Origin of the sequence: Sphingobacterium sp. lm-10, from assembly GCF_023554555.1 — a bacterium.
In the GTDB taxonomy this organism is placed as follows: Bacteria; Bacteroidota; Bacteroidia; order Sphingobacteriales; family Sphingobacteriaceae; genus Sphingobacterium.
On record NZ_JAMJWC010000002.1, the window covers coordinates 607,203 to 630,693 of the forward strand.

Consider the following 23,491-nt stretch of genomic DNA (forward strand, 5'->3'; position numbering starts at 1 on the left):
TAGGGTTTTAAAACGCTAAAGTGTCAGATTACTGCACTTCAGAAACACGAATCGTATTCGTTCTACCTTTAGCGTGCAATGGTGTAGAAGCTGTGTTAATCACTATTTGGCCTGGGTTCACCAATTTGTGCATCTTCAATAATTCATTTACATCTTGAATGGTACCGTCTGTACTTTCGAATTTATCGTAGATAAATGTCTGCACACCCCATACCAAGCTTAGCATAGTCAATAGTTTTTTATTACCAGTAAACACATAAATATCTGCATTCGGGCGGTAACTTGCGATTTCTAGTGCAGTATATCCGGATGATGTCATAGCTACAATAGCAGAAGCATTTGTCTTCTCAGCCAAGAAAACAGAACTACTACAGATCGCATCGGCTACCTTGGTGATGTTTACTGATTCGCCATTTTCTTTCTCGCTGTAATAGGGGTAAGAAGTGGATTCTACGTGTGTAATGATTTTCGCCATGGTCTCGATAACGATCTCTGGAAATTCACCCACAGAAGTTTCTCCACTAAGCATCACAGCATCTGCACCATCCAACACAGAATTAGCCACGTCATTTACCTCGGCACGCGTAGGACGTGGAGTAGTAGTCATTGTTTCCAACATTTGGGTAGCGATGATCACTGGCTTAGAAAGGTCGCGACATTTTTGTACAATGATTTTTTGCAATCCGGGTACTTCCTCCATTGGAAGCTCAACCCCCAAGTCACCACGTGCTACCATAATCGCATCCGTTTCTGCAATGATAGCATCGATATTCTCGATCGCCTCTGGTTTCTCGATTTTAGCGATGATTTTTGCCTGAGAGCCTTTTTTAGCAATGATTTCTTTACACTGCACGATATCTTCTGCCGAACGGACAAACGACATCGCGATCCAGTCTGCACCGTGATCCAAAGCAAAATCCAAGTTATCTAGATCTTCTTCGGTAAGCGATGGAATAGAAACTTTTGTGTTAGGAAGGTTTACGCCTTTACGAGAAGTCAATATGCCTCCATGTACTACAGTACAGGTAACAGTATCTTTACGGTTGGTAGAGATGACACGAAGTTGAAGTTTACCATCATCTAGCAAGATAACCTCGTTTTCCTTCACATCGTTAGGGAAATTTTGGTAGGTGATATAGATGCTGCTCTCGTCGCCGATTTTCTCGTGCGTTGTAATTTCTACACGGCTGCCATTCACCAAGATAGCACCACCTTCTTTCATTTTTCCGATCCGGATTTTTGGACCTTGTAAATCCGCAAGGATGCCAACATTGTATGGATTTTCCTGATTTATCTCATTAATCGTTTTGATTACTTTCAGGTGATCTTCTTGAGCACCGTGAGAAAAGTTAAGACGGCATACATCGACACCCTTAGCAATCAAACGAGTCAAAACTTCTTTATTGGCTGAAGCGGGGCCGATTGTCGCAACAATCTTGGTCCGCTTTTTGAGCTTTTCCATTTACTTTATATTTATGTTTCTTTAAATCAATTCTTGTAATATAGTGGTGGTAATTAGGGAAATGCCTTTCTGCCAATCACTATGTAAGTGTACCAATTACACTTTAATAAATCGCTAAAATATCAGATTTTCTTTGGATTTCAATACTATTGGGTCGATTTCTTTTGCTAGAAGTATATCTGCGACACTCTTTAAGCTTTCGATTAATATTTTTAAATCGTCTTGATCGATAAAGTGTTTAATCAGGATAAAGTAGTCAAAATTGGGTGCCTCAGATATAAGCAGACCACCTTCTTCACTACGATTGCTGATCAAGTAATACTCGTGATCGTACGTAGCATTGACATACCGGAAAGTCGTGAAATGTTGAGTTGTTGCCGCCTTGCCACGCTTTTGTTCATAGATAATGTGGTAGTCCATTTCATTCCGAGACTTATCTTTTGGGATACCCTTATGATCAATGTAGTCTTCTTTTCCGTGGGTAAGCTGTAGGTTGGTGTGTTTATTTACAAAATGGCAAAGGCGATAATCCCGAAGAGAGGAACTAATGCCTATCAGCACAAAATCCAACTCGAGATCAAAATCTGTTTCCAGCTTAAAAGTAATTTTACTCACACGCGATCGGCTGTTGTTGCAGAGGCAAAGTTAGTGTTTTCGGATAGAACCCCTTTCGTGATGTAGGTTTAAATTTATATTATTTGATTGTTTAGGCAATTTAAAGTTGCGAAGTCGTGTAATAATGCCTAATATTGGTTGTATATAGTCTGTGAAAGGTACTTCTGCAAAACAACAGCGCAGCTGATTTGTTCTTTATTTGTATTTCTCAAAATCGCAGTTTGATTTTTGAGTAAATTTATTTTTCTTTGCACAGATTTATTAAACAATTAAATTAGAGAATCATGTCAGATATCGCATCAAGAGTAAAAGCTATTATCGTTGAAAAATTAGGTGTTGATGAAAATGAAGTTACACCTGAAGCTTCTTTCACTAACGATTTAGGTGCAGACTCACTTGACACTGTTGAGTTGATCATGGAATTTGAAAAAGAATTCAACGTTGCTATTCCAGACGATCAAGCAGAAAACATCAGTACAGTTGGTCAAGCTATCACTTATTTAGAGAAAAACGTTAACTAACATTTGTATTAGGCCAAGCATAATTAATGGAGCTTAAAAGAGTAGTTGTTACAGGATTAGGCGCACTTACACCTATTGGCAATACCGTCTCAGAGTACTGGGATGGTTTGATAAATGGTGTAAGTGGCGCTGCTCCTATTACGCATTTCGATGCATCAAAGTTCAAGACCCAGTTTGCTTGTGAAGTAAAGGGCTTCGATCCGCATGAATTTATGGATCGGAAAGAGGCACGTAAAGTAGATCCGTTTGTGCAATATGCTATTGCTTCTACGGATGAAGCGGTCAAAGATGCAAATCTTGATTTTGAAAATTTAAACAGAAATCGAATTGGCGTAATCTGGGGATCAGGTATAGGCGGACTTACAACTTTCACGGAAGAAGTAGTTAACTATTCCAAAGGAGATGGTACACCGCGATTCAATCCCTTCTTTATTCCAAAGATGTTGGTAGATATCGCGCCTGGTCATATCTCTATGCGGTACGGCTTGCGGGGTCCTAATTTCTCTGCGGTTTCCGCTTGTGCTTCATCAACGAATGCCCTAATTGACGCGTTTACGTATATTCGAATGGGTAGAGCGGATGTGATTATTACAGGTGGTTCGGAGGCGACTGTGAACGAAGCGGGTATCGGTGGTTTTAACGCCATGCATGCTTTATCCACACGCAACGATGATCCTTCAACGGCTTCACGCCCGTTCGATAAAGATCGTGATGGCTTTGTGTCAGGAGAGGGTTCTGGAGCAATCATTTTAGAAAGCTTAGAGCACGCTTTGGCTCGTGGAGCCAAGATCTATGCGGAAGTAGTAGGTGGCGGCATGAGTGCCGATGCATACCATATTACCGCTTCTCATCCAGAAGGACTAGGCGCTAAATTGGCCATGACTATGGCGGTAGAAGACGCACAGATGGAATTTTCGGATATTGATTATATCAACGTACATGGTACTTCTACACCGGTAGGTGATATCAGCGAAACGAAAGCGATTGTAGACCTGTTCGGTGAACATGCGTATAACTTGAACATCAGTTCGACGAAGTCAATGACAGGTCATTTGCTCGGTGCTGCAGGTGCGGTAGAGACAATTGCTTCTATCCTGGCTGTAAAGAATGATATTGTCCCACCGACTATCAATCACTTTACAGACGATCCGCAGATCGACAGTAAATTGAATTTTACTTTCAACAAAGCGCAGAAGCGTGTGGTGAATGCCGCACTCAGTAATACATTTGGCTTCGGCGGTCACAATGCGACCGTAATTGTCAAAAAGTATAAAGCGTAATGGTTATTGTATTATACAAGTAATAAAGAATTGGGTAGGTAGTCTTCGTAAAGAGACTACCTATTTCTTTTAAGGATCGTGCATGGCGCTCAACGTTTATAAATTATACCTCTCTCCCAAACGGAAATATTACAAGAAGTTGAAGAATATACTGGGATTTGTACCCGGTAATATCAAACTCTATCAGATGGCGTTCCGGCACAAGTCGGTCGCGATAGCTATCAAAGAAGGGGTGAAGAATAGCAACGAAAGGTTGGAATTCTTGGGAGATGCCGTATTAGGTTCTGTAATAGCAGAGCTGTTGTTTAAATTGTATCCTTACAAAGGGGAGGGATTTCTTACCGAGATGCGTTCTAAAATTGTATCTCGAGCGAATTTAAATCAGCTGTCTCGCAAGTTAGGGCTGAACGAACTGATAGAATACGATAAACGTCTAATTCATTTTTCCGCCAAACAGGGTTCTCTACTTGGAGATGCTTTTGAAGCCCTGATCGGTGCTGTCTATCTAGATAAAGGTTATGTTTTTACCCGTGAATTTTTATTGGAGCGAATTGTGAAGGCGCATGTGGATATTCACACATTGGAAATGACGGAGACTAATTTTAAAAGTCGCTTGATCGAATGGTGTCAACATAATAATAAGGAAGTCGCATTTGAACCTACAGCAAATCCTGCTGGTGAAACAACCAAACTATTCTCGGTACGCGTGATGGTGGATGGAGAAGAATGTGGAATTGGTCGCGATTTTAACAAAAAAAGTGCGGAAAAATTAGCCGCGGAAAAGGCTTGCGAACATCTTAAGATTCTGGATGTAGTATAAAGCGACCATCTTGGGTGCCTAAACCTTTTTACATATCATTTTCTTCTATTACCTTTGCCCCATGGCACAAGTAAAACCTACCCTGGCAAAGGGTACGCGCGACTTTTCTCCTGCTGAGATGGAGAAACGTAATCATATCTTCGATACGCTACGCGCTATCTTCCGCAAGTATGGGTACAATGAGATCCAAACTCCTTCTTTTGAGAACTTAACAACCTTAACCGGTAAGTATGGTGAAGAAGGCGATCGGTTGATTTTTAAAATATTGAACTCGGGAGATTATTTGGCCAAAGCATCCGAGGTGCTACTATCCGAGAAAAATTCACTCAAACTCATTCCGCAAATTTCCGAAAAGGCATTGCGCTACGACCTTACGGTACCCTTTGCGCGTTATGTCGTGATGCATCAAAATGATATCACGCTACCTTTCAAAAGATTTCAAATCCAGCCAGTGTGGCGTGCAGACCGACCACAGCGTGGTAGGTACCGTGAGTTTTATCAATGCGATGTGGACGTGGTGGGTTCCCCGTCTTTGCTCAATGAAGCAGAATTCGTGCTTATCTATCATGAAGCACTTCGTGCACTGGGTTTGTCTGATTTTACGATTAAAATCAACAACCGAAAAATCCTTTCTGGTATCGCCGAAGTCATTGGCAAACCGGAACTGATTGTGGATATGACCGTAGCGATCGATAAGTTGGATAAAATTGGACTGGAAGGTGTCAATAAAGAGCTATTGGACCGCGGTTTTACAGATCACGATCTGACCGTGTTGGAGCCTATCATTTTGTTGGCCGGTACCAATGTAGAAAAGCTGGACGCCTTGAAGACGGTATTGGCTTCTTCGGCTGTAGGTTTGGATGGAGTGACAGAACTCGAAGAAGTTTTTGCGTACATCAGTGCCTTGGATACCACAGGTGAGGTGCTTGCTCGGTCTGTAGAAGTGGATATTACGCTAGCACGTGGGCTCAACTACTACACGGGCTGTATCTTTGAGGTAAAAACCAATGAAGTGCAAATGGGCAGTATTGGCGGAGGCGGGCGCTATGATGACCTGACGGGAATGTTTGGTTTAAAAAACCTAACAGGTGTAGGTGTATCATTTGGTGCAGATCGTATCTACGACGTGCTGGAAGAATTGGGCTTGTTTCCTGAAAAATCGGCGGCATCCACACAGGTACTTATCAGTAACTTCGAAAAAAATTTAGAGATGCATACCTTACCTCTTGTACACCGTTTGCGCGCTCAGGGAATCGCTGCAGAGATGTACCCCGAGCCATCCAAGCTCAAAAAACAAATGAGCTATGCCAATGGCAAAGGAATTCCTTTTGTCTGGCTAGTGGGAGAAGAAGAGGTGAAGACAAATACCATCGCCGTCAAAGATATGCATACGGGTGAGCAAGTGATCCTCGATGAGGTTGCTGCCATCGAAAAAATACGATCTTCGATATCTCTGGGATAATATCGTCCGATCGGCACAAGCCATGGCACATATGTCATGATTAATTATTAGATTTGTAGTCAGAATAATAAGAAATTCAATACTTAGAAATGAGTTCAACACCTATAACGAAAGAAACTTATCTAGAGTGGTATAAATCCATGCTGCTCATGCGTAAATTTGAAGAGAAAGCAGGCCAGCTATATGGACAGCAGAAAATTCGTGGTTTTTGTCACTTGTACATTGGTCAGGAAGCGGTAGTTGCGGGTACTATGTCGGTAATCAATCCGGAAGATTCTATGATTACGGCTTATCGTGATCACGCACACGCTTTGGCTAAAGGGATATCAGCCGATGCCTGTATGGCAGAGCTTTTTGGTAAAGCAACAGGCTGTTCAAAAGGTAAAGGCGGATCCATGCACTTCTTTTCTAAGGAACACAAATTCATGGGTGGCCATGGTATCGTTGGTGGACAAATTCCATTAGGTGCAGGTATCGCATTCGCGGAAAAATACTTAGGCACAAATAATGTAAACATTTGTTACATGGGTGATGGTGCCGTTCGTCAAGGCGCATTCAACGAAACTTTAAACATGGCAATGCTATGGAAACTACCAGTAGTATTCGTCTGTGAAAATAACGGCTATGCAATGGGAACTTCCGTACAGCGTACCACGAACATGCTAGATATCTACAAAATGGGATTAGGCTTCGATATGCCAAGTGCTCCAGTAGATGGAATGGATGTAGTGGCTGTACACAATGCTATGGACGAAGCGGTACAACGCGCACGTGCTGGAGAAGGCCCAACTTTCTTGGAGATCCGTACGTACCGTTACAAAGGACACTCTATGTCTGACCCAGCTAAGTACCGTACAAAAGATGAATTGGAAGAGTACAAAGGAAGAGATCCATTGATGACGGTAAAGCATGCTATTTTGGAAAACAAATACGCCGACGAAGCGTGGTTTAAAGAAATAGAAGATGGTGTAAAGAAAGAAGTAGAGCAGTCCGTAAAATTTGCAGAAGAATCTGAATACCCAGATGCATCTGAAATCTACAAGGATGTCTACGTACAGGAAGACTATCCATTCATAATGGATTAATAAATAAGATAATTACTTTAACTAAATAGATTAGAATCCTACCAAATGGCTGAAGTAGTAAAAATGCCCAAAATGAGCGATACCATGACCGAAGGGGTTATCGCAAAATGGCACAAAAAAGTGGGCGACAAAGTAAACTCTGGCGATTTGATCGCAGAGGTCGAGACCGATAAAGCAACCATGGACTTCGAGTCCTACCAAGAAGGTACCCTCCTTTATATTGGCCCCAAAGAAGGCGAAGCAGTAGCAATCGATGCTGTTATTGCTGTTCTTGGTGAAGAAGGAGAAGATTATGAAGCCTTGTTGAAAGACGGTGGTTCTGCTTCGACTGAAAGCAAATCGGAAGAGAAATCCGACGATAAGGAAGAAAAAAAATCCGAATCATCCGATAAACAAGAAGATACGGAAGAACAGGATACGGAAGAAGAAGGCGATACAGCAGGTGATGATGTTACGGCAGAAGACCTTGGTGTAACCGTAGTAACTATGCCTTTGTTGAGTGATACCATGAAAGAAGGTGTTATCGCGCAATGGAATTTCAAAGTAGGTGATGCCATCAAATCTGATGACGCCATTGCAGACGTAGAGACCGATAAAGCAACAATGGAAGTTACTGCCTATGCAGACGGTACTTTATTGTACATCGGTGTAGAGGCAGGTGATGCAGCGCAGGTGAATGAGATTATTGCGATCGTAGGACCTGAAGGAACAGACATCAAGCCGTTGTTAAACAAGAAATCTTCTGGATCAAAAGCTGCTTCTTCGGACAGCAAGAAAGAAGATAAGCCAACAGAAAAGAAAGACGATACTACTGCAAAAGAAGAAGGCTCGGAAAGCGCGTCTTCATCTGATGACGCTCGTGTGAAAGCCTCTCCTTTGGCCCGCAAAATTGCAAAAGATAAAGGTATTGATCTGGCTCAGGTGAAAGGATCTGCAGAAGGCGGCCGCATCGTGAAGAAAGACGTAGAAGATTTCACGCCTTCGGCGAAAGAGTCTGCTCCTGCTAAAGAAGCTTCGGCGCCAGCGGCATCTTCAGAAAAAACAACGATCAGTATTCCTCAATACATCGGAGAAGAGCGTTATACAGAGAAACCTGTCAATCAAATGCGCAAAACTATCGCACGCAGATTGGCAGAATCATTATTCACTGCACCACATTTCTACCTAACGATTAGTTTGGATATGGACAATGCAATGGCAGCTCGTGCTCAAATCAACGAGGTAGCTCCAGTGAAAGTATCTTTCAACGATATCGTAATCAAAGCGGTAGCTGTAGCCTTGAAAAAACACCCAGCGGTGAACTCTTCTTGGCAAGGAGACAAAGTGAGATACAATGAGCACACGAATATTGGTGTAGCGATTGCGGTTGAAGATGGTCTTTTAGTACCAGTGGTACGTTTTGCGGATGGCAAGTCCTTGTCACACATTTCTGCAGAAGTGAAAGATTTCGCCGGTAAAGCAAAAGCGAAAAAACTACAGCCTTCGGATTGGGAGGGTTCTACCTTCACCGTATCTAACTTAGGAATGTTTGGTATTGATGAATTTACATCTATTATCAACTCACCTGATGGCGCGATCCTATCCGTAGGCGCGATACAGCAAGTCCCTGTCGTCAAGAATGGCGCAGTAGTGCCAGGCAATGTGATGAAAGTGACATTGGGCTGTGACCACCGAGTAGTAGACGGCGCAACCGGCGCTGCATTCTTACAGACTGTAAAAAGTTTGATCGAATCGCCAATTCGTTTGTTGGCGTAACCCGATTTCTTATATTTAAGGCCACTTCAATAGAAGTGGCTTTTTTATTACCTCGATTTTTTTAGCAAACACAGTAGCGTGAAGTTTATATTATCCTATTTCTTATTTAGTGTATTAATTTGTGTTTCCTGCGCATCTTCCGAAGAAAAGCAGGCGCAAGCGGAGCAACAGCAAGCTAACCTCGACAGTATTGCGTTAGTATATGATCCGGCAAATGCCGATCCTGAAATTGATCAGTTTATGCGTAATCTCCACAGGAAGGGATTCAACGGGAATGTGTTAGTGGCAAAGAAAGGGAAAATCATTTATCAGAATGCCTTCGGCTGGGCAAACTATTTGCTGAAAGACAGTTTGAATGTAAACTCGAAGTTTGAGCTAGCATCCGTTTCCAAGCCATTAACAGGTGTCGGCGTGATGCAGTTGGTAGAAGCCGGCAAGCTTCGCCTCGATCAGACAGTAACGGAGTTTTTTCCAGAATTTCCATTTCCCGGCGTTACCATTCAACAATTGTTGTCTCACCGGTCTGGCTTGCCCAACTACGTATACTTTTCCGAAGACCATTGGAAGGATCGTAAAAAAGGTATGAGCAATATGGATGCCATGGCTTTGCTGGCCGAGCACAAGCCTAATCGCTACGGGGCACCAGATGGGCGCTTCCATTATAATAATTCTAATTTCATGGTTTTGGCCTCTATTGTAGAAAAGGTCACTGGACAAGATTTTGCAGTCTATATGAAAGAACATGTGTTCAAGCCTGCCGGAATGAAAAACACAGCCATTCTTTCTCGCGCGGTTTATGAAAAAATCCCTACCGATGTTATCGGGCACGACAAGACCTGGAGAAGATCCGTTGTGCAAAATTATTTGGATGGCCCAGTAGGGGATAAAGGGGCGTACAGTACGGTGCAAGACTTGTTTTTATTTGATCGTGCATTGCGCGATGGTCGCTTGCTAAAGCAAGAAACCCAAGATTCCAGTTATGTAGCGCGTAGCGATGCACGTCGTAGTCTATTTAGCTATGGCTACGGCTGGCGTACTTTCAATCCGGCAGATAATCCAATTGTGTACCACACTGGGTGGTGGCATGGCTTTAAAAGCCTTTATGTGCGCGACCTTAAAAACGATATCACCATAGTTTTGTTAACTAATATGGCAAACGGAAGTTTAAATCAGTTAGACGACTTGTATAAAATTCTGAAAATGCCTATTTTGAGACAAAACGCCTACAATTCAAATGGCGATTTGGTAAACTAAATAAACTCGGATACGATATGAAAAAGACATTGATCTTAGGCGCGAGCACCAACCCAGCAAGATACTCATACTTAGTAGCGAATAAACTGACGCGCAAAGGGCATACCATCGTTAACGTTGGATTGAAACAAGGAGCGGTAGCAGGAGTAGACATTGAACCCGCAGAAAAAATACATACAGATATCGATACCATTACACTGTATGTAGGGCCTAGAAACCAATCTGTATATTACGATTATATTCTTGAAACCAAGCCGAAGCGATTGATTCTAAATCCAGGAACGGAAAATCCGGAACTGAGCGAAAAAGCGACAGCTGCTGGTATTGAGGTCGTAGAAGCATGCACTTTAGTAATGCTGAATACAGGCCAGTTCTAAAAAGGCATAGGAAAATACAGTAACAAGTAGCGGCGGTATTCATCTAGGATGCCGCCGCTACTTGTTTTATGTAGGATAGATCTTCGAGCTTATATAAAGTGTTTGAGGAATTGGGTAGGAGGTTTGTTAGGTCAAAGCGGTGCTAAAAGTCATAAAAAAGAAACACCTGAAGCGGGGAACTTCAGGTGTTTCACTAACTAACCAATTATTAACCTAAATTATGAATACTTGTACATCTTCAACATCTGTGCCATTTTGAAAAGCATATTACCGTTTAACAAAATTTAACACACGTCATAACACCGATTTTCTGCTATTAGGTCTTGTAGCAATTGCTGTATATTTGTTTGTGTATGTCTACTGATATAAAAAAGCGTTTTAATCGCATCCTCTCCATTTTTATCCAGCTCCAATCCAGTCGGCTGGTCACAGCGGCTGCGCTTGCCGACAAGTATGCTGTCAGTACACGTACCATATACCGAGATATACAATCGCTTATCGGTGCGGGAATACCCATATATGGAGAAGCGGGCTCCGGATATGCCATTGTATCCGAGTATAGACTACCGATGCTTCCATTTACAAGAGAAGAAGCGTTGAGCTTTTTGGCGGCAGAAAAATTGGTTGCTAAGTATACAGACAAGCATTTGAGCGAGCAGTTCCATTCTGCCATTAGCAAAATGAAGGCCTCTTTACGATCTTCTGAGAAGGAGAATTTACAGGATGCCTATCCGTCAGTTTTGATTCGTGCGGAAAGGAACACCTTCAATCAGGCGCTACCGGAAGGGCTAAGTATATTATTAGAGAGCATCGTGTCTAGAAAAGCGGTATACCTAACCTATTTAAAGCCTCGCAGTGACGCGGCAGATGCTCGAACCATTGAGCCTGTCGGCATATTTGTAGAAGGAAGGTTTTGGTATGTCATGGCCTTTTGTCAGCTTCGTCAGGATTATCGGCAATTTCGTCTGGATCGTATTCAGTACATCAGGTTAACTAATGAAGGATTTTCCACGCAGCATCGAGAATTGGCTTATTTTCTGGAACAGAAAGAGGAAGTGGCGAAAACGTATATCACTATTCGGGTAGATCGTACGATAGCACATTACCTGCACTGGGATCGTCAGCATTATGGGTACCTAAGTGAACAAGTCGTCGGCAGTGAAGTAGAAATGCATTTTGAAACCACCGTGCCGGAGGAAGGGTTTGCCCGTTGGTTTATGATGTTTGCCGACAGCGCACAGATTATAGAACCCGTACAACTTCGCGACAGGATTCGCGATTTATGCAATGCCAGCTTGAAAAAGCTGGGTAATGACACTTAGTGCTTTCAATCAAGTGATGTACTACCATGGCAATCCAGTTAATTACCATGGTAGCATATCCTTTAGTTCAATTGCATATTACTAGCGTTCCCAGAAAAAAGGCGGTTCAATGCCTAATAATCTTAAATACACAAAACCCTGTCCGCGGTGATGTACTTCGTTGTCGATAAAATACAATATGTTGTGAAGAATTGGGAAGTTGTATTGACCAAATAAGTTGTAGTCTTCATGAAAGCGTTCTTCTGGAATCTGCAAAAATAACTTTTCAATTTGAGGCGTCGCTTCATCCCAGGCCTGCAACAAGGCTTCCTTACTGTCGTAAGGCAAATCATGATCATACGGAGTAATCTCCTGATGTACGATACCATGTAGCCCCGGTACCGCCAAGCTTAATAATTCTTTGACAAGGTCAGCGAAAGTACGCATCTTTTCGACCTTAAAAGTGAATAATTGATCCTCTGGAAACTTTTCCAATACGTGGCGGGTCAAGTTACGATGTCCTAGCCAATGCTTTAATAGATCGTGTTTAGAGATAAGTGATGTACTCATGATGTTATTTTTAATAGTGTATATATAATTATCTATGTCACAAACATAGGTTGATGTAATGACAACAGTATGTCATGAGTAAAAACGTTTTTTACATTTATCAACTAAATATGTCTTACCAGCTCTTTAATATGTGAGTGAATTAAATAAGGTGTATGAAATAACTTTTAAAAAATAATAGACTAACTATTTGATAGTTATAACAAAATGTATACCTTTGCAAACCCTAAATGGGAGAAGTGTGTCTTGAGCGAAGCCCTACTGCTTCGATGGACGTTTAATTAATTTATTTTATAACATGTCAGGAATTATTGGTAAAAAAGTAGGAATGACCAGCCTGTTCAGTACAGAGGGAAAGAATATCCCATGTACAGTAATCGAGGCTGGGCCGTGCGTGGTAACGCAGATACGTACGGTAGAGAAGGACGGTTATTCTGCTATTCAACTTGGCTATGATGATGCTAAGGAAAAGAATACGTCGGCTCCTCTAAAAGGACACTTCGCAAAAGCGGGAGTGGCTCCTAAGCGTAAACTAGTTGAATTCAAAACCTTCGAGGAAGAGAAACAACTAGGAGACACTATTGATGTAACTTTATTTGCAGAAGGCGAGTTTGTCGACGTAGTCGGTACTTCTAAAGGTAAAGGTTTTCAAGGTGTAATGAAGCGTCATGGCTTTGGTGGTGTAGGTGGTGCGACTCACGGTCAGCACAACAGACTACGTGCACCAGGTTCATTGGGAGCTTCATCATGGCCTTCACGCGTATTCAAAGGGATGCGTATGGCGGGTCGTACAGGTGGTGAGAGAGTAAAAGTTCAAAACCTTCAGGTATTGAAAGTTTACCCTGAGCAAAACCTAATTGTGGTTAGTGGTTCCATTCCTGGAGCCAAAGGTTCTTATGTAATCGTAGACAAGTAGAGAGAGATGGAAATTAACGTATTTAATTTATCAGGAAAAGAAACAGGTGCCAAGGTGCAGCTTCCTGAGTCGGTATTCGGTGTTAAGCCTAGCGACCATGCGATCTATTTGGATGTGAAACAGTACTTAGCGAACCAACGCCAGGGAACACACAAATCAAAACAACGTAATGAGATCGCTGGTTCTACGCGTAAATTACACAAGCAAAAAGGTACTGGTGGCGCCCGTGCGGGTTCTATCAAATCTCCATTGTTTAATGGTGGTGGTCGTGTATTCGGTCCACAACCACGTGACTATTCTTTCAAATTGAACAAAAAATTGAAACAATTGGCACGTAAATCAGCGTTGAGCTACAAAGCACAAGAGAATAACGTAGTGGTGTTGGACGAAGTGAACTTCGATACCATCAAAACTAAAAACTATTTGGCTTTAGTAAACGCGTTGAACATTGCTGATGACAAGACTTTATTGGTATTGCCAGCATATAATAACAATGTTTATTTATCAAGCAGAAACCTGAAGAAAGCAAAAGTAATCGTAGCTTCTGAGTTGAATACATACGATGTATTGAACGCAACGAAACTATTGTTGACGGCAGATTCTGTAAAAACTTTGGAGGAGGCATTCGCTAAGTAATTATGGAAATTATCAAAAAACCAGTCTTAACTGAGAAAGCTTCCATCTGGACGGAGAAACAAAACCGTTATGCTTTCAAAGTAGATCATAGAGCTAACAAAATTCAGATCAAAGAAGCTGTAGAGGCTATGTTTGGTGTTACTGTTGTCGGTGTAAACACGATGGTAGTAGCAGGTAAAGCAAAAAGCCGTTTTACAAAAGCGGGTAATGTATCTGGAAGAGCTCCTAAGTACAAAAAAGCCGTCATCACAGTGAAGGATGGCGATACTATTGACTTTTACACTACACTATAATAAGAAATGGCAGTTAAAAGATTCAAACCGGTAACCCCTGGTACACGTTTCAGAGTTGGTGCAGACTACTCTGATGTGACTACTAACGTCCCTGAAAAGTCGTTAACAGTAGGAACGAACAAAAGATCAGGCGGTCGTAATCAATCCGGTAAAATGACTATGCGTTATATCGGTGGGGGACATAAAAAAGTATACCGATTAATAGATTTCAAACGCGATAAAAAAGATATCCCTGCAAATGTAGCTACTATCGAGTACGATCCAAATCGTACAGCACGTATTGCCTTGTTGCACTACGCGGATGGTGAGAAACGTTATATTATTGCTCCAGCTGGCTTAACAGTAGGCATGACAGTAGTAGCAGGTGAATCAGTTGCCCCGGAAATTGGAAATACATTGCCATTGGCAAAAATTCCTTTGGGTTCAATCATCCACAACATTGAATTGAATCCAGGTCAAGGCGGTTCGATCGCTCGTTCGGCTGGTACGTACGCACAACTATCTGCGCGTGACGGCAAATATGCAATTATCAAATTGCCTTCTGGTGAGACACGTATGATTCTTTCTACTTGTGTTGCTACGATCGGTTCGGTATCTAATGCCGAGCGTTCAAACGAGGTATTAGGTAAAGCAGGTCGTAAGCGTTGGTTAGGTCGTCGTCCTCGCGTTCGTGGTGTAGCTATGAACCCAGTCGATCACCCTATGGGTGGTGGTGAAGGCCGTTCATCTGGAGGTCACCCACGCTCACGTACGGGTGTGTTAGCGAAAGGTTACAAAACACGCTACAAAAAGAAAACATCGAATCGTTACATCATTGAAAGAAGGAAAAAATAATGGCTCGTTCAATTAAAAAAGGTCCTTATATCGATCACAACTTAGAAAGAAAAGTTCTTTCTATGAATGAAACAAATAAAAAATCGGTTATCAAAACTTGGTCTCGTAGATCTATGATTTCACCTGATTTTGTGGGCCATACCTTCGCAGTGCACAATGGGAATAAATTTATTCCTGTCTATGTAACGGAAAATATGGTTGGTCACAAGCTTGGTGAGTTTGCACCTACGCGTACATTCAGAGGCCACGCAGAAAAGAAAAAATAATAGGTAATGGAAGCAACAAAAAAACTCAAAAAATCTGTCTTAATTAGACAGCGCAAAGAGCAGGAAAAAGCTCAAGTAGGAGGAGCTTCTACTGCCAAATTGTTGAACTGCCCTACCTCTCCGCGCAAAATGCGCTTGGTAGTGGATCTGATCCGCGGCGAGAAAGTAGAAAACGCTCTTTACATCTTGAAACATACAGGTAAAGAAGCTGCTATTCGTGTTGAAAAACTATTATTGTCGGCCATCAAAAACTGGGAAACTAGCAATGAAGGTACAACAGTAGAAGATAGCGCTTTGTATGTAAAAGAAGTATCTGTAGGTGGTGGTCGTCAATTGAAAAGATTGCGCCCAGCTCCACAAGGTCGTGGATATAGAATTCGTAAACGTTCGAATCACGTGACTTTGGTAGTAGATAGTTTAAACAACGTTAACAACTAATTGATAAGCAAGAATGGGACAAAAAGCAAATCCAATAGGTAGCAGATTAGGAATCATCAAAGGATGGGATTCTAATTGGTTCGGAGGCAACAACTATTCCGATAAATTAGTTGAAGACGAAAAAATCAGAAAATATCTTTCTGTACGTATCGCCAAAGGTGGCGTAGCAAAAGTGGTGATTGAAAGAACACTTAAGCGCATCACCGTTACGATCCATACAGCACGTCCAGGTATCGTTATCGGTAAAGGTGGTCAGGAAGTGGATAAGATCAAAGAAGAGTTGAAAAAACTGACTAAAAAGGATGTTCAAATCAACATTTTCGAGATCAAACGTCCGGAGCTTGACGCGAAATTAGTTGCCGAAGGTGTCGCTAAACAATTGGAAGCAAGGATTTCTTTCCGTCGCGCCATGAAGACAACGATTGCAGCTACGATGCGTATGGGTGCCGAAGGTATCAAGATTATGTGTTCTGGTCGTTTAGGTGGTGCTGAGATGGCGCGTACCGAGCAGTACAAAGAAGGAAGAACTCCTCTACACACGTTACGTGCAGATATTGATTATGCACTAGCTGAAGCCTTGACTACCTACGGTAAGATCGGTGTAAAAGTGTGGATCTGTAAAGGCGAAGTGTATGGTAAACGTGATCTTTCTCCAAACATTGGACAAGGTGCTAACACCAAAACACGCGGCGGCAACGAAGGTGCTGGCGATCGTCGTGACAATCGTGGTGGTGCTCGTGGCGGACGTCGTGATGGCGGACGTGGTGGCAACAACAACCGCGGCGGTGGCGCAGGTGCTAAAAGAGGATAATTAATAATTTGATTTAGATTAAAGTAAGTGTCTGCGTGATGCAGACTTAAACAGAATACGAACATGTTACAGCCAAAAAGAACGAAGTTCAGAAAGATGCAGAAAGGCCGCATGAAAGGCAACGCTACTCGTGGAGCAGAGTTGGCTTTCGGATCTTTTGGTATCAAATCATTGGAGCCAGCATGGATCACTAGCCGTCAGATCGAAGCTGCGCGTATCGCCGTGACTCGTTTCATGAAACGTGAGGGTCAGGTATGGATCCGCATTTTCCCTGACAAGCCTGTTACCAAGAAACCTGCAGAGGTACGTATGGGTAAAGGTAAGGGTGCTCCTGAGTATTGGGTGGCAGTTGTACGCCCAGGCCGGATGTTATTCGAAGCAGAAGGTGTATCTTTGGAAATTGCCAAAGAAGCGTTACGCCTAGCTGCTCAGAAATTACCGGTTCAAACCAAGTTTGTGATACGTAGAGATTACGTAGAAGCATAATAATCATCGGTAATGTCAACGATTCAGGCTTGTGGCCGTTACCCACAAGCCACACTATAAATCAGCGATAACCCGGTAAAATTAGAAATGATGAAAAATTCAGAAATCGTAGAATTATCAAAAGAGGATCTAGTAGCTCAACTCAAAGAAGAGAAAGCTGCCCTTAACAAATTGAAATTTGCACATGCTGTTTCTGCTGTTGAAAACCCTAACGTGATCAAAGCAGCTCGCAGAAATATTGCGCGTATCTCTACAGAGATCTCTAAGCGTAAAAACGAAGCGAAGACACAAGAAACAGCCTCTGAGGCATAAATTAAAAGTCGAAATGGAAAGAAATTTAAGAAAAACAAGAATCGGCTTAGTAGTTAGCAACAAGATGGACAAGTCTATCGTAGTAACCGTTGAACGTAAAGTGAAACACCCTATCTACGGTAAGTTCGTGAAAAAAACTACTAAATTTAAAGCTCATGACGAAACAAATACCTGCGGTATCGGCGACACGGTATTAATCATGGAAACTCGTCCGCTGAGTAAAACAAAGAACTGGAGATTGGTAGAAATTTTAGAAAGAGCTAAATAATGGTACAACAGGAATCAAGACTAAATGTAGCCGACAACTCTGGAGCTAAAGAAGTTTTAGTAATCCGTGTGTTAGGCGGTACGCGTAAGCGTTATGCATCTATCGGTGATAAAGTTGTTGTTACCGTAAAAAGCGCGATGCCCTCTGGAAATGTGAAGAAGGGTTCAGTATCTAAAGCAGTAGTAGTTCGTACGAAAAAAGAAATTCGTCGTAAAGATGGTTCTTACATTCGTTTCGACGATAACGCTGCAGTATTGTTAAACAACAACGATGAGCCACGCGGCACACGTATCTTTGGCCCAGTTGCTAGAGAGTTACGTGAGAAGCAGTTCATGAAGATTGTATCACTAGCACCGGAGGTTTTATAATTATGGCACAAAAGAAAAAAACAACTACGCACAAAATCAAACTTAAAAAAGGAGATTTAGTGAAAGTTATCGCTGGTAACTCTAAAGGTGTTCAAGGTAAGGTATTACAAATCAATGTGGACTCTGGTAGAGCTGTCGTAGAAGGCGCTAACATCGTAAAAAAACACACTAAACCTAGCGCAGCAAGCCCTAACGGTGGTATCATCGAGAAGGAAGCTGCCATCAATATCTCTAACTTGACTTTGATCGATCCTAAAACAGGAGAGCCTACTCGCGTAGGTCGTCGGGTCAATGAAGAAGGTAAAATTGTTCGTTACGCAAAAAAATCAGGGGAGGAAATTAAATAATGACTTACGCACCAAGATTAAAAGCGAAATATGCGGATGAAATTCGTAATTCGCTGAAAGAAAAATTTCAGTACAAAAGCGTGATGCAAGTTCCTAAGCTGCAGAAGATTGTTGTATCTCAGGGTGTAGGTGCTGCCACAGCAGACAAGAAATTAATCGACAATGCATTAGCAGAGTTGACAATGATTACTGGTCAGCAAGCAGTAGCAACTAAATCTAAGAAAGATATCTCCAACTTCAAATTGCGTAAAGGCATGCCTATTGGTGCTCGCGTAACACTACGTGACAACAATATGTATGAATTCCTTGACCGCTTGATCGCTGTATCATTACCTCGTATCCGTGACTTCCGCGGTATCAATGATAAAGGTTTTGACGGTAGAGGTAACTACAACTTGGGTATCACCGAGCAGATCATTTTCCCGGAGATCAACATTGATAAACTCAACAAGATCCAAGGTATGGACATCACTTTCGTGACTTCTGCTAACAATGATATCGAAGCATTGGAGTTATTGAAACAATTCGGTTTACCATTCAAAAATCAAAATACCAACAACAATGGCTAGAGAAGGAGTAAAAGCACGCGAAATTAAGCGTCAAAAGTTAGTCGCAAAGTATGCTGATAAACGCGCAGAGCTAAAAGCTGCCGGAGATTACGCTGCATTGGACAAATTGCCTAAGAATGCTTCTCCAGTACGTTTGCACAATCGTTGTAAATTGACTGGTCGTCCTAGAGGATATATGCGTCAATTTGGTATCTCTCGTGTAACTTTTCGTGAGATGGCATTAGATGGCAAGATCCCGGGAGTGAGAAAAGCCTCTTGGTAATTTAAAAAAAATCTTTACTTTTGCCCCGATAAGCTTATAAATAGCTTATCAGGGCATTTGCTTTGCAATTTTATGAACCGATAACAGGTCCGGCGCTAGAGTTAGTACTGGAAACCGTTGTCACAATTTTAATTATATAATGAATACAGATCCAATAGCGGATTACCTTACACGAGTAAGGAATGCCATCAAGGCCAACCACAGGGTTGTTGAAATTCCTGCATCGAACCTTAAAAAAGAGATCACTAAAGTTCTTTTTGATAAAGGTTACATTGCTAATTACAAATTCGTAGAGGAAGGTCCTCAAGGAGCTATCAAAATAGCTTTGAAGTACCATCCAGTTAGCAAAATCTCGGCTATTCGCACTTTGACACGTGTGAGTAAACCTGGTTTGAGAAAGTATGCAAGTGTTGACATCATGCCTCGTGTATTGAACGGTTTGGGTATCGCCATCTTATCCACTTCTAAAGGAGTGATGACAGATAAAGAAGCTCGCGTTCAGAACGTAGGTGGTGAGGTTTTATGTTACGTTTATTAATCTAGGAAAAACACGAAGAAATGTCAAGAATTGGAAAAGCGCCTATCGCCATTCCTGCGGGAGTGACGGTATCTGTATCAGATAAGAATCTGGTATCAGTTAAAGGGCCAAAAGGAGAATTACTACAGCAGGTAGACAGCGACATTACCGTTGGTCAAGAAGATGGTAATATCGTAATTACTCGCCCTACTGAACAAAAAAGACACAAAGCATTGCATGGTTTATACCGCGCATTGATTAACAACATGGTTTTTGGTGTTACTGAAGGGTACAAAACTACACAAGAATTGGTTGGTGTGGGTTACCGTGCCAATGCCAATGGTAACACACTAGAGTTAACTTTAGGTTTCTCTCACCAGATTGTTTTCGTACTGCCAAGTGAGATCAAAGTAACGACTACTGCCGATAAAGGTAAGAACCCAACCATCACGTTGGAATCTATCGACAAGCAATTGATCGGACAAGTAGCGGCTAAGATCCGTAGCCTACGCAAACCAGAGCCGTACAAAGGTAAAGGTATCAAGTTTGCTGGCGAAGTGTTAAGAAGAAAAGCAGGTAAATCAGCTAAAAAATAATAACGATGGCAGGAAGTAAATTATCTCGTAGAACGAGAATCAAAAAAGGAATTAGAAAACACCTGACCGGAACAACTGAACGTCCACGTTTGACCGTATTCAGAAGCAATAAAGCAATCTACGCGCAAGTAATCGACGATACCACTGGTAAAACATTGGCGTCTGCATCTAGCATTTCGAAAGAATTCGCTACGACAGGCAACAAAGTGGATCAGTCCAAAGCCGTAGGTACAATGGTTGCTGAGAAAGCGAAAGCAGCAGGTGTAGAAAAAGTAGTGTTTGACCGTAATGGGTATTTGTACCATGGCCGTATCAAGTCATTGGCTGAGGGTGCTCGCGAAGGCGGTTTAGACTTTTAATCAAACGAAGAAATGGCAACAAGCAATATTAAAAGAGTAAAATCAAGCGAGATGGAATTGAAAGATCGCTTAGTAAGCATTCAGCGTGTAGCGAAAGTAACTAAGGGTGGTCGTACCTTCAGTTTCTCAGCTATCGTTGTTGTAGGTGATGAAAATGGCATCGTAGGTTTTGGTCTAGGAAAAGCAAAAGAAGTCACAGAAGCGATTACTAAAGGAATCGATGACGCGAAAAAGAACTTAGTAAAAGTTCCTATCATACATGGTACTGTACCTCACGAGCAATTGGGCAAATACTCTGGTGGATCTGTTTTGATCAAACCGGCAGTAAGTGGTACAGGAGTACTAGCTGGCGGTGCTATGCGTGCCGTATTAGAGAGCGCTGGTATTACAGACGTATTAGCAAAATCATTAGGCTCATCCAACCCACACAACGTGGTAAAAGCAACTATTGAAGCTTTGGGTAGCATGCGTGATGCGTATACAGTAGCACAACAACGTGGAGTCGATTTAAATAAAGTATTTAACGGTTAATATCATGGCAAAAATTAAAATCACCCAGATAAAGAGCGTTATCGACAGAAGCGAGCGCCAAAAGAAAACAATTGAGGCATTGGGATTGCGTAAAATCAACCACTCAGTTGAAATCGAAGCCACACCGTCTATCATCGGTATGGTAAGAAAGGTCAACCACTTGGTAAAAGTAGAGACCGTCTAAGTAAGGACATCTATGGAAAGAACAACTCACTGTTCTTTCCATTTATAGTTTATTATCTAGTATTTATCGTTATAGCCTGTTTAGTGAGAGCGAAGGCATAACACAATTTTTAACAAAAATGAATTTAAGTAATTTAAGACCGGCTCAAGGATCCACAAAAAACAAAAAACGTATTGGTCGTGGTCAAGGTTCTGGACGCGGTGGTACTTCAACACGTGGTCACAAAGGTGCTGGTTCTCGTTCTGGTCACAAAACGAAAATTGGTTTCGAAGGTGGACAAATGCCTTTGCAACGTCGTGTTCCTAAAGTAGGTTTCAAAAACATCAACCGCGTAGAATACGTAGGTGTAAACTTGGATGTATTACAGGAAATAATTACTAAGCATAACCTAACTTCAGTAGATTTCGAAATCTTGAGAACGCATGGTCTTGTTTCTAAAAACGATTTAGTGAAAATCCTAGGTCGTGGTGAATTGTCGGCGAAAATAGAGGTGAAAGCACACGCTTTCTCCGCTGCCGCTCAAAAAGCTATTGAGGCAGCCGGTGGTTCTATCGAAAAAATTTAATTCATGAAATATCCAGATTCTTCAGCTTAGGTTGAAATCTCTGGATATTCCATATGGCCATTAACGATCGAATATTTACATATGAATAAACTAATCACAACATTAACCAATATATGGAAGATTGAAGAGCTTCGTAAGCGTATCTTGTATACCTTCTTGTTGCTTTTTATCTACCGTGTAGGATGTCACGTTGTATTGCCTGGAGTAAATCCAGCTCAATTGATGATAGGAAGTGGTAGAGACGGGACAGACATACTTGATATCATCAACATGTTTGCTGGGGGAGCATTCTCGAGCGCGGCCATTTTCGCGTTAGGCGTGATGCCGTACATCTCCGCATCCATTGTTGTGCAGCTTTTGGGAATAGCAGTCCCTTCTTTTCAGAAAATGCAGAAAGAGGGAGAATCTGGCCGTAAGAAACTAACCCAAATCACCCGTTACCTAACGGTAGCAATTACGGTGGTGCAGGCTATTGCTTACGTCAGAACGCAAATTACTCCTGATGCAAAATTGATTGCTGATCCGATGTTCACTATTTTGGCAGCGATTGTTTTGACAGCGGGTACGTTATTTGTCATGTGGTTAGGTGAACGGATTACAGATAAAGGAATAGGAAACGGTATCTCCTTGATCATTATGTCGGGTATTATCGCCCAGCTTCCTGCCGGTATCTCGGCAGAAACGGTATCCCGTATGGGAGGCCAAGGTGGTCCGATTGCTTTATTGGTCGAGTTTGTAGCATTATTGTTTGTGGTGATCTTTACCATCTTGGTTGTACAAGGTGTGCGGAAAATCCCGGTACAGTATGCTAAAAAAATCGTTGGAAACAAACAGGTGGGTGGAGTTAGACAATACATTCCGTTGAAAGTAAATGCAGCGGGTGTAATGCCGATCATCTTCGCACAAGCCATCATGTTTTTACCAATGTCGCTGATTCAGTTCTTTCCGGATATTCAATCCGAATTCCTTCGGTCATTGAGTAATTATACGTCATTCACGTACAACATGGTGTTTGCCATCCTGATTATTGCATTCACATTCTTTTATACTGCAATCATGGTGAATCCGCAGCAGATGTCGGAAGATATGAAGAAGAACGGTGGTTTTATCCCAGGCATTAAGCCAGGACACGACACCAATCTTTTCATTGACAATGTGATTTCGCATATCACGTTCCCAGGTGCTGTATTTGTAGCAATTATTGCGATCCTGCCGGCTATTGCGGCGCTATTCGGCGTCAACAATCAATTTGCCCACTTCTTCGGAGGTACGTCATTATTGATCTTGGTTGGTGTGGTATTGGATACATTGCAACAGATTGAAAGTCATTTATTGATGCGTCATTACGACGGGTTGATGAAAACCGGCCGTGTAAAAGGTCGTTCAGCAGCTGCAGTAGAGGGCGTAGATCAGTCGGCATTATAAGTTAGT

33 protein-coding genes are annotated in these 23,491 nt (G+C 42.0%); 30 read left to right on the plus strand and 3 right to left on the minus strand.

What is annotated here, in order from left to right:
* Positions 1-28: 28 nt before the first annotated feature.
* Positions 29-1,462, minus strand: coding sequence for a pyruvate kinase (gene pyk / locus M8998_RS12605; protein ID WP_249993417.1), 1,434 nt, complete (start codon positions 1,460-1,462; stop codon positions 29-31).
* A gap of 114 nt (positions 1,463-1,576) precedes the next feature.
* Entirely contained in the window at positions 1,577-2,077 is a 501-nt protein-coding gene (locus M8998_RS12610; protein WP_249993419.1) for an IPExxxVDY family protein, read from the minus strand.
* A 284-nt stretch (positions 2,078-2,361) separates the two neighbouring features.
* Between M8998_RS12610 and M8998_RS12615 the strand changes: the two genes are divergently transcribed.
* From M8998_RS12615 to M8998_RS12655, 9 genes are all read left to right on the plus strand, one after another.
* Entirely contained in the window at positions 2,362-2,598 is a 237-nt protein-coding gene (locus tag M8998_RS12615) for an acyl carrier protein (protein ID WP_066754720.1), read from the plus strand.
* Positions 2,599-2,624: 26 nt separating this feature from the next.
* Complete coding sequence (fabF, locus tag M8998_RS12620; RefSeq protein WP_249993421.1) at positions 2,625-3,878, plus strand: beta-ketoacyl-ACP synthase II; 1,254 nt, start codon at positions 2,625-2,627, stop codon at positions 3,876-3,878.
* 82 nt (positions 3,879-3,960) lie between these two features.
* Positions 3,961-4,698 (plus strand): ribonuclease III, encoded by a 738-nt coding sequence (gene rnc / locus M8998_RS12625; RefSeq protein ID WP_249993423.1) that lies wholly within the window; start codon positions 3,961-3,963, stop codon positions 4,696-4,698.
* Between the two features lie 61 nt (positions 4,699-4,759).
* Entirely contained in the window at positions 4,760-6,160 is a 1,401-nt protein-coding gene (hisS, locus tag M8998_RS12630; protein WP_249993425.1) for a histidine--tRNA ligase, read from the plus strand.
* Between the two features lie 89 nt (positions 6,161-6,249).
* Complete coding sequence (gene pdhA, locus M8998_RS12635; RefSeq protein WP_249993427.1) at positions 6,250-7,245, plus strand: pyruvate dehydrogenase (acetyl-transferring) E1 component subunit alpha; 996 nt, start codon at positions 6,250-6,252, stop codon at positions 7,243-7,245.
* A gap of 45 nt (positions 7,246-7,290) precedes the next feature.
* The gene (locus tag M8998_RS12640; RefSeq protein ID WP_249993430.1) at positions 7,291-9,000 is read left to right on the plus strand and encodes a dihydrolipoyl dehydrogenase family protein; all 1,710 of its coding nucleotides are present in this window, start codon (positions 7,291-7,293) and stop codon (positions 8,998-9,000) included.
* A 78-nt stretch (positions 9,001-9,078) separates the two neighbouring features.
* Positions 9,079-10,254: a serine hydrolase domain-containing protein gene (locus tag M8998_RS12645; RefSeq protein ID WP_249993431.1), complete on the plus strand. Its 1,176-nt coding sequence runs from the start codon at positions 9,079-9,081 to the stop codon at positions 10,252-10,254.
* 17 nt (positions 10,255-10,271) lie between these two features.
* Positions 10,272-10,631: a CoA-binding protein gene (locus tag M8998_RS12650; protein ID WP_249993433.1), complete on the plus strand. Its 360-nt coding sequence runs from the start codon at positions 10,272-10,274 to the stop codon at positions 10,629-10,631.
* A 353-nt stretch (positions 10,632-10,984) separates the two neighbouring features.
* Positions 10,985-11,953, plus strand: a complete 969-nt coding sequence (locus M8998_RS12655; RefSeq protein ID WP_249993435.1) for a helix-turn-helix transcriptional regulator — start codon at positions 10,985-10,987, stop codon at positions 11,951-11,953.
* A gap of 81 nt (positions 11,954-12,034) precedes the next feature.
* On the opposite strand, the gene M8998_RS12660 is transcribed toward M8998_RS12655, so the two are convergent.
* Positions 12,035-12,502, minus strand: coding sequence for a DinB family protein (locus M8998_RS12660; protein ID WP_249993437.1), 468 nt, complete (start codon positions 12,500-12,502; stop codon positions 12,035-12,037).
* A gap of 298 nt (positions 12,503-12,800) precedes the next feature.
* Here M8998_RS12660 and rplC point away from each other — a divergent pair, with 298 nt between their 5' ends.
* The 21 genes from rplC to secY all read left to right on the plus strand — a co-directional run bounded on the left by rplC (position 12,801) and on the right by secY (position 23,485).
* The gene (rplC, locus tag M8998_RS12665) at positions 12,801-13,418 is read left to right on the plus strand and encodes a 50S ribosomal protein L3 (RefSeq protein ID WP_249993439.1); all 618 of its coding nucleotides are present in this window, start codon (positions 12,801-12,803) and stop codon (positions 13,416-13,418) included.
* A gap of 6 nt (positions 13,419-13,424) precedes the next feature.
* Positions 13,425-14,054, plus strand: a complete 630-nt coding sequence (gene rplD / locus M8998_RS12670; protein WP_249993441.1) for a 50S ribosomal protein L4 — start codon at positions 13,425-13,427, stop codon at positions 14,052-14,054.
* A 2-nt stretch (positions 14,055-14,056) separates the two neighbouring features.
* The gene (gene rplW / locus M8998_RS12675; RefSeq protein WP_249993443.1) at positions 14,057-14,347 is read left to right on the plus strand and encodes a 50S ribosomal protein L23; all 291 of its coding nucleotides are present in this window, start codon (positions 14,057-14,059) and stop codon (positions 14,345-14,347) included.
* A gap of 6 nt (positions 14,348-14,353) precedes the next feature.
* Complete coding sequence (gene rplB, locus M8998_RS12680) at positions 14,354-15,181, plus strand: 50S ribosomal protein L2 (RefSeq protein WP_249993445.1); 828 nt, start codon at positions 14,354-14,356, stop codon at positions 15,179-15,181.
* A complete protein-coding gene (gene rpsS, locus M8998_RS12685) occupies positions 15,181-15,447 on the plus strand; it encodes a 30S ribosomal protein S19 (RefSeq protein ID WP_002997495.1) in 267 nt (88 codons plus the stop codon). Before rplB ends, rpsS begins: the two co-directional genes overlap by 1 nt.
* A gap of 6 nt (positions 15,448-15,453) precedes the next feature.
* On the plus strand, positions 15,454-15,885 hold the full coding sequence (gene rplV, locus M8998_RS12690) for a 50S ribosomal protein L22 (RefSeq protein ID WP_284040420.1): 432 nt from the start codon (positions 15,454-15,456) through the stop codon (positions 15,883-15,885).
* A gap of 13 nt (positions 15,886-15,898) precedes the next feature.
* Positions 15,899-16,696, plus strand: coding sequence for a 30S ribosomal protein S3 (rpsC, locus tag M8998_RS12695; RefSeq protein ID WP_249993447.1), 798 nt, complete (start codon positions 15,899-15,901; stop codon positions 16,694-16,696).
* A gap of 63 nt (positions 16,697-16,759) precedes the next feature.
* Positions 16,760-17,182: a 50S ribosomal protein L16 gene (gene rplP / locus M8998_RS12700; RefSeq protein ID WP_116776328.1), complete on the plus strand. Its 423-nt coding sequence runs from the start codon at positions 16,760-16,762 to the stop codon at positions 17,180-17,182.
* A gap of 90 nt (positions 17,183-17,272) precedes the next feature.
* Positions 17,273-17,494, plus strand: coding sequence for a 50S ribosomal protein L29 (gene rpmC / locus M8998_RS12705; protein WP_249994135.1), 222 nt, complete (start codon positions 17,273-17,275; stop codon positions 17,492-17,494).
* Positions 17,495-17,507: 13 nt separating this feature from the next.
* Positions 17,508-17,762 (plus strand): 30S ribosomal protein S17, encoded by a 255-nt coding sequence (gene rpsQ / locus M8998_RS12710; RefSeq protein ID WP_066754754.1) that lies wholly within the window; start codon positions 17,508-17,510, stop codon positions 17,760-17,762.
* Complete coding sequence (gene rplN / locus M8998_RS12715) at positions 17,762-18,130, plus strand: 50S ribosomal protein L14 (protein ID WP_066754756.1); 369 nt, start codon at positions 17,762-17,764, stop codon at positions 18,128-18,130. Before rpsQ ends, rplN begins: the two co-directional genes overlap by 1 nt.
* Before the next feature lie 2 nt (positions 18,131-18,132).
* The gene (gene rplX, locus M8998_RS12720; protein WP_284040425.1) at positions 18,133-18,477 is read left to right on the plus strand and encodes a 50S ribosomal protein L24; all 345 of its coding nucleotides are present in this window, start codon (positions 18,133-18,135) and stop codon (positions 18,475-18,477) included.
* The gene (gene rplE / locus M8998_RS12725; RefSeq protein WP_249993449.1) at positions 18,477-19,046 is read left to right on the plus strand and encodes a 50S ribosomal protein L5; all 570 of its coding nucleotides are present in this window, start codon (positions 18,477-18,479) and stop codon (positions 19,044-19,046) included. Before rplX ends, rplE begins: the two co-directional genes overlap by 1 nt.
* On the plus strand, positions 19,039-19,308 hold the full coding sequence (gene rpsN, locus M8998_RS12730) for a 30S ribosomal protein S14 (RefSeq protein ID WP_066754762.1): 270 nt from the start codon (positions 19,039-19,041) through the stop codon (positions 19,306-19,308). Before rplE ends, rpsN begins: the two co-directional genes overlap by 8 nt.
* Before the next feature lie 139 nt (positions 19,309-19,447).
* Positions 19,448-19,846: a 30S ribosomal protein S8 gene (gene rpsH, locus M8998_RS12735; protein ID WP_284040427.1), complete on the plus strand. Its 399-nt coding sequence runs from the start codon at positions 19,448-19,450 to the stop codon at positions 19,844-19,846.
* Positions 19,847-19,866: 20 nt separating this feature from the next.
* Positions 19,867-20,421 (plus strand): 50S ribosomal protein L6, encoded by a 555-nt coding sequence (rplF, locus tag M8998_RS12740; protein WP_249993451.1) that lies wholly within the window; start codon positions 19,867-19,869, stop codon positions 20,419-20,421.
* Positions 20,422-20,426: 5 nt separating this feature from the next.
* Positions 20,427-20,780 carry a 50S ribosomal protein L18 gene (rplR, locus tag M8998_RS12745; protein WP_249993453.1) on the plus strand — a complete coding sequence of 118 codons (354 nt, stop codon included), beginning with the start codon at positions 20,427-20,429 and terminating at the stop codon, positions 20,778-20,780.
* A gap of 12 nt (positions 20,781-20,792) precedes the next feature.
* Entirely contained in the window at positions 20,793-21,311 is a 519-nt protein-coding gene (rpsE, locus tag M8998_RS12750; RefSeq protein ID WP_249993455.1) for a 30S ribosomal protein S5, read from the plus strand.
* Positions 21,312-21,315: 4 nt separating this feature from the next.
* Complete coding sequence (gene rpmD / locus M8998_RS12755; RefSeq protein ID WP_249993458.1) at positions 21,316-21,495, plus strand: 50S ribosomal protein L30; 180 nt, start codon at positions 21,316-21,318, stop codon at positions 21,493-21,495.
* A gap of 118 nt (positions 21,496-21,613) precedes the next feature.
* Positions 21,614-22,060 carry a 50S ribosomal protein L15 gene (rplO, locus tag M8998_RS12760; RefSeq protein ID WP_249993460.1) on the plus strand — a complete coding sequence of 149 codons (447 nt, stop codon included), beginning with the start codon at positions 21,614-21,616 and terminating at the stop codon, positions 22,058-22,060.
* Positions 22,061-22,141: 81 nt separating this feature from the next.
* On the plus strand, positions 22,142-23,485 hold the full coding sequence (secY, locus tag M8998_RS12765; RefSeq protein ID WP_066754781.1) for a preprotein translocase subunit SecY: 1,344 nt from the start codon (positions 22,142-22,144) through the stop codon (positions 23,483-23,485).
* Positions 23,486-23,491 lie beyond the last annotated feature (6 nt).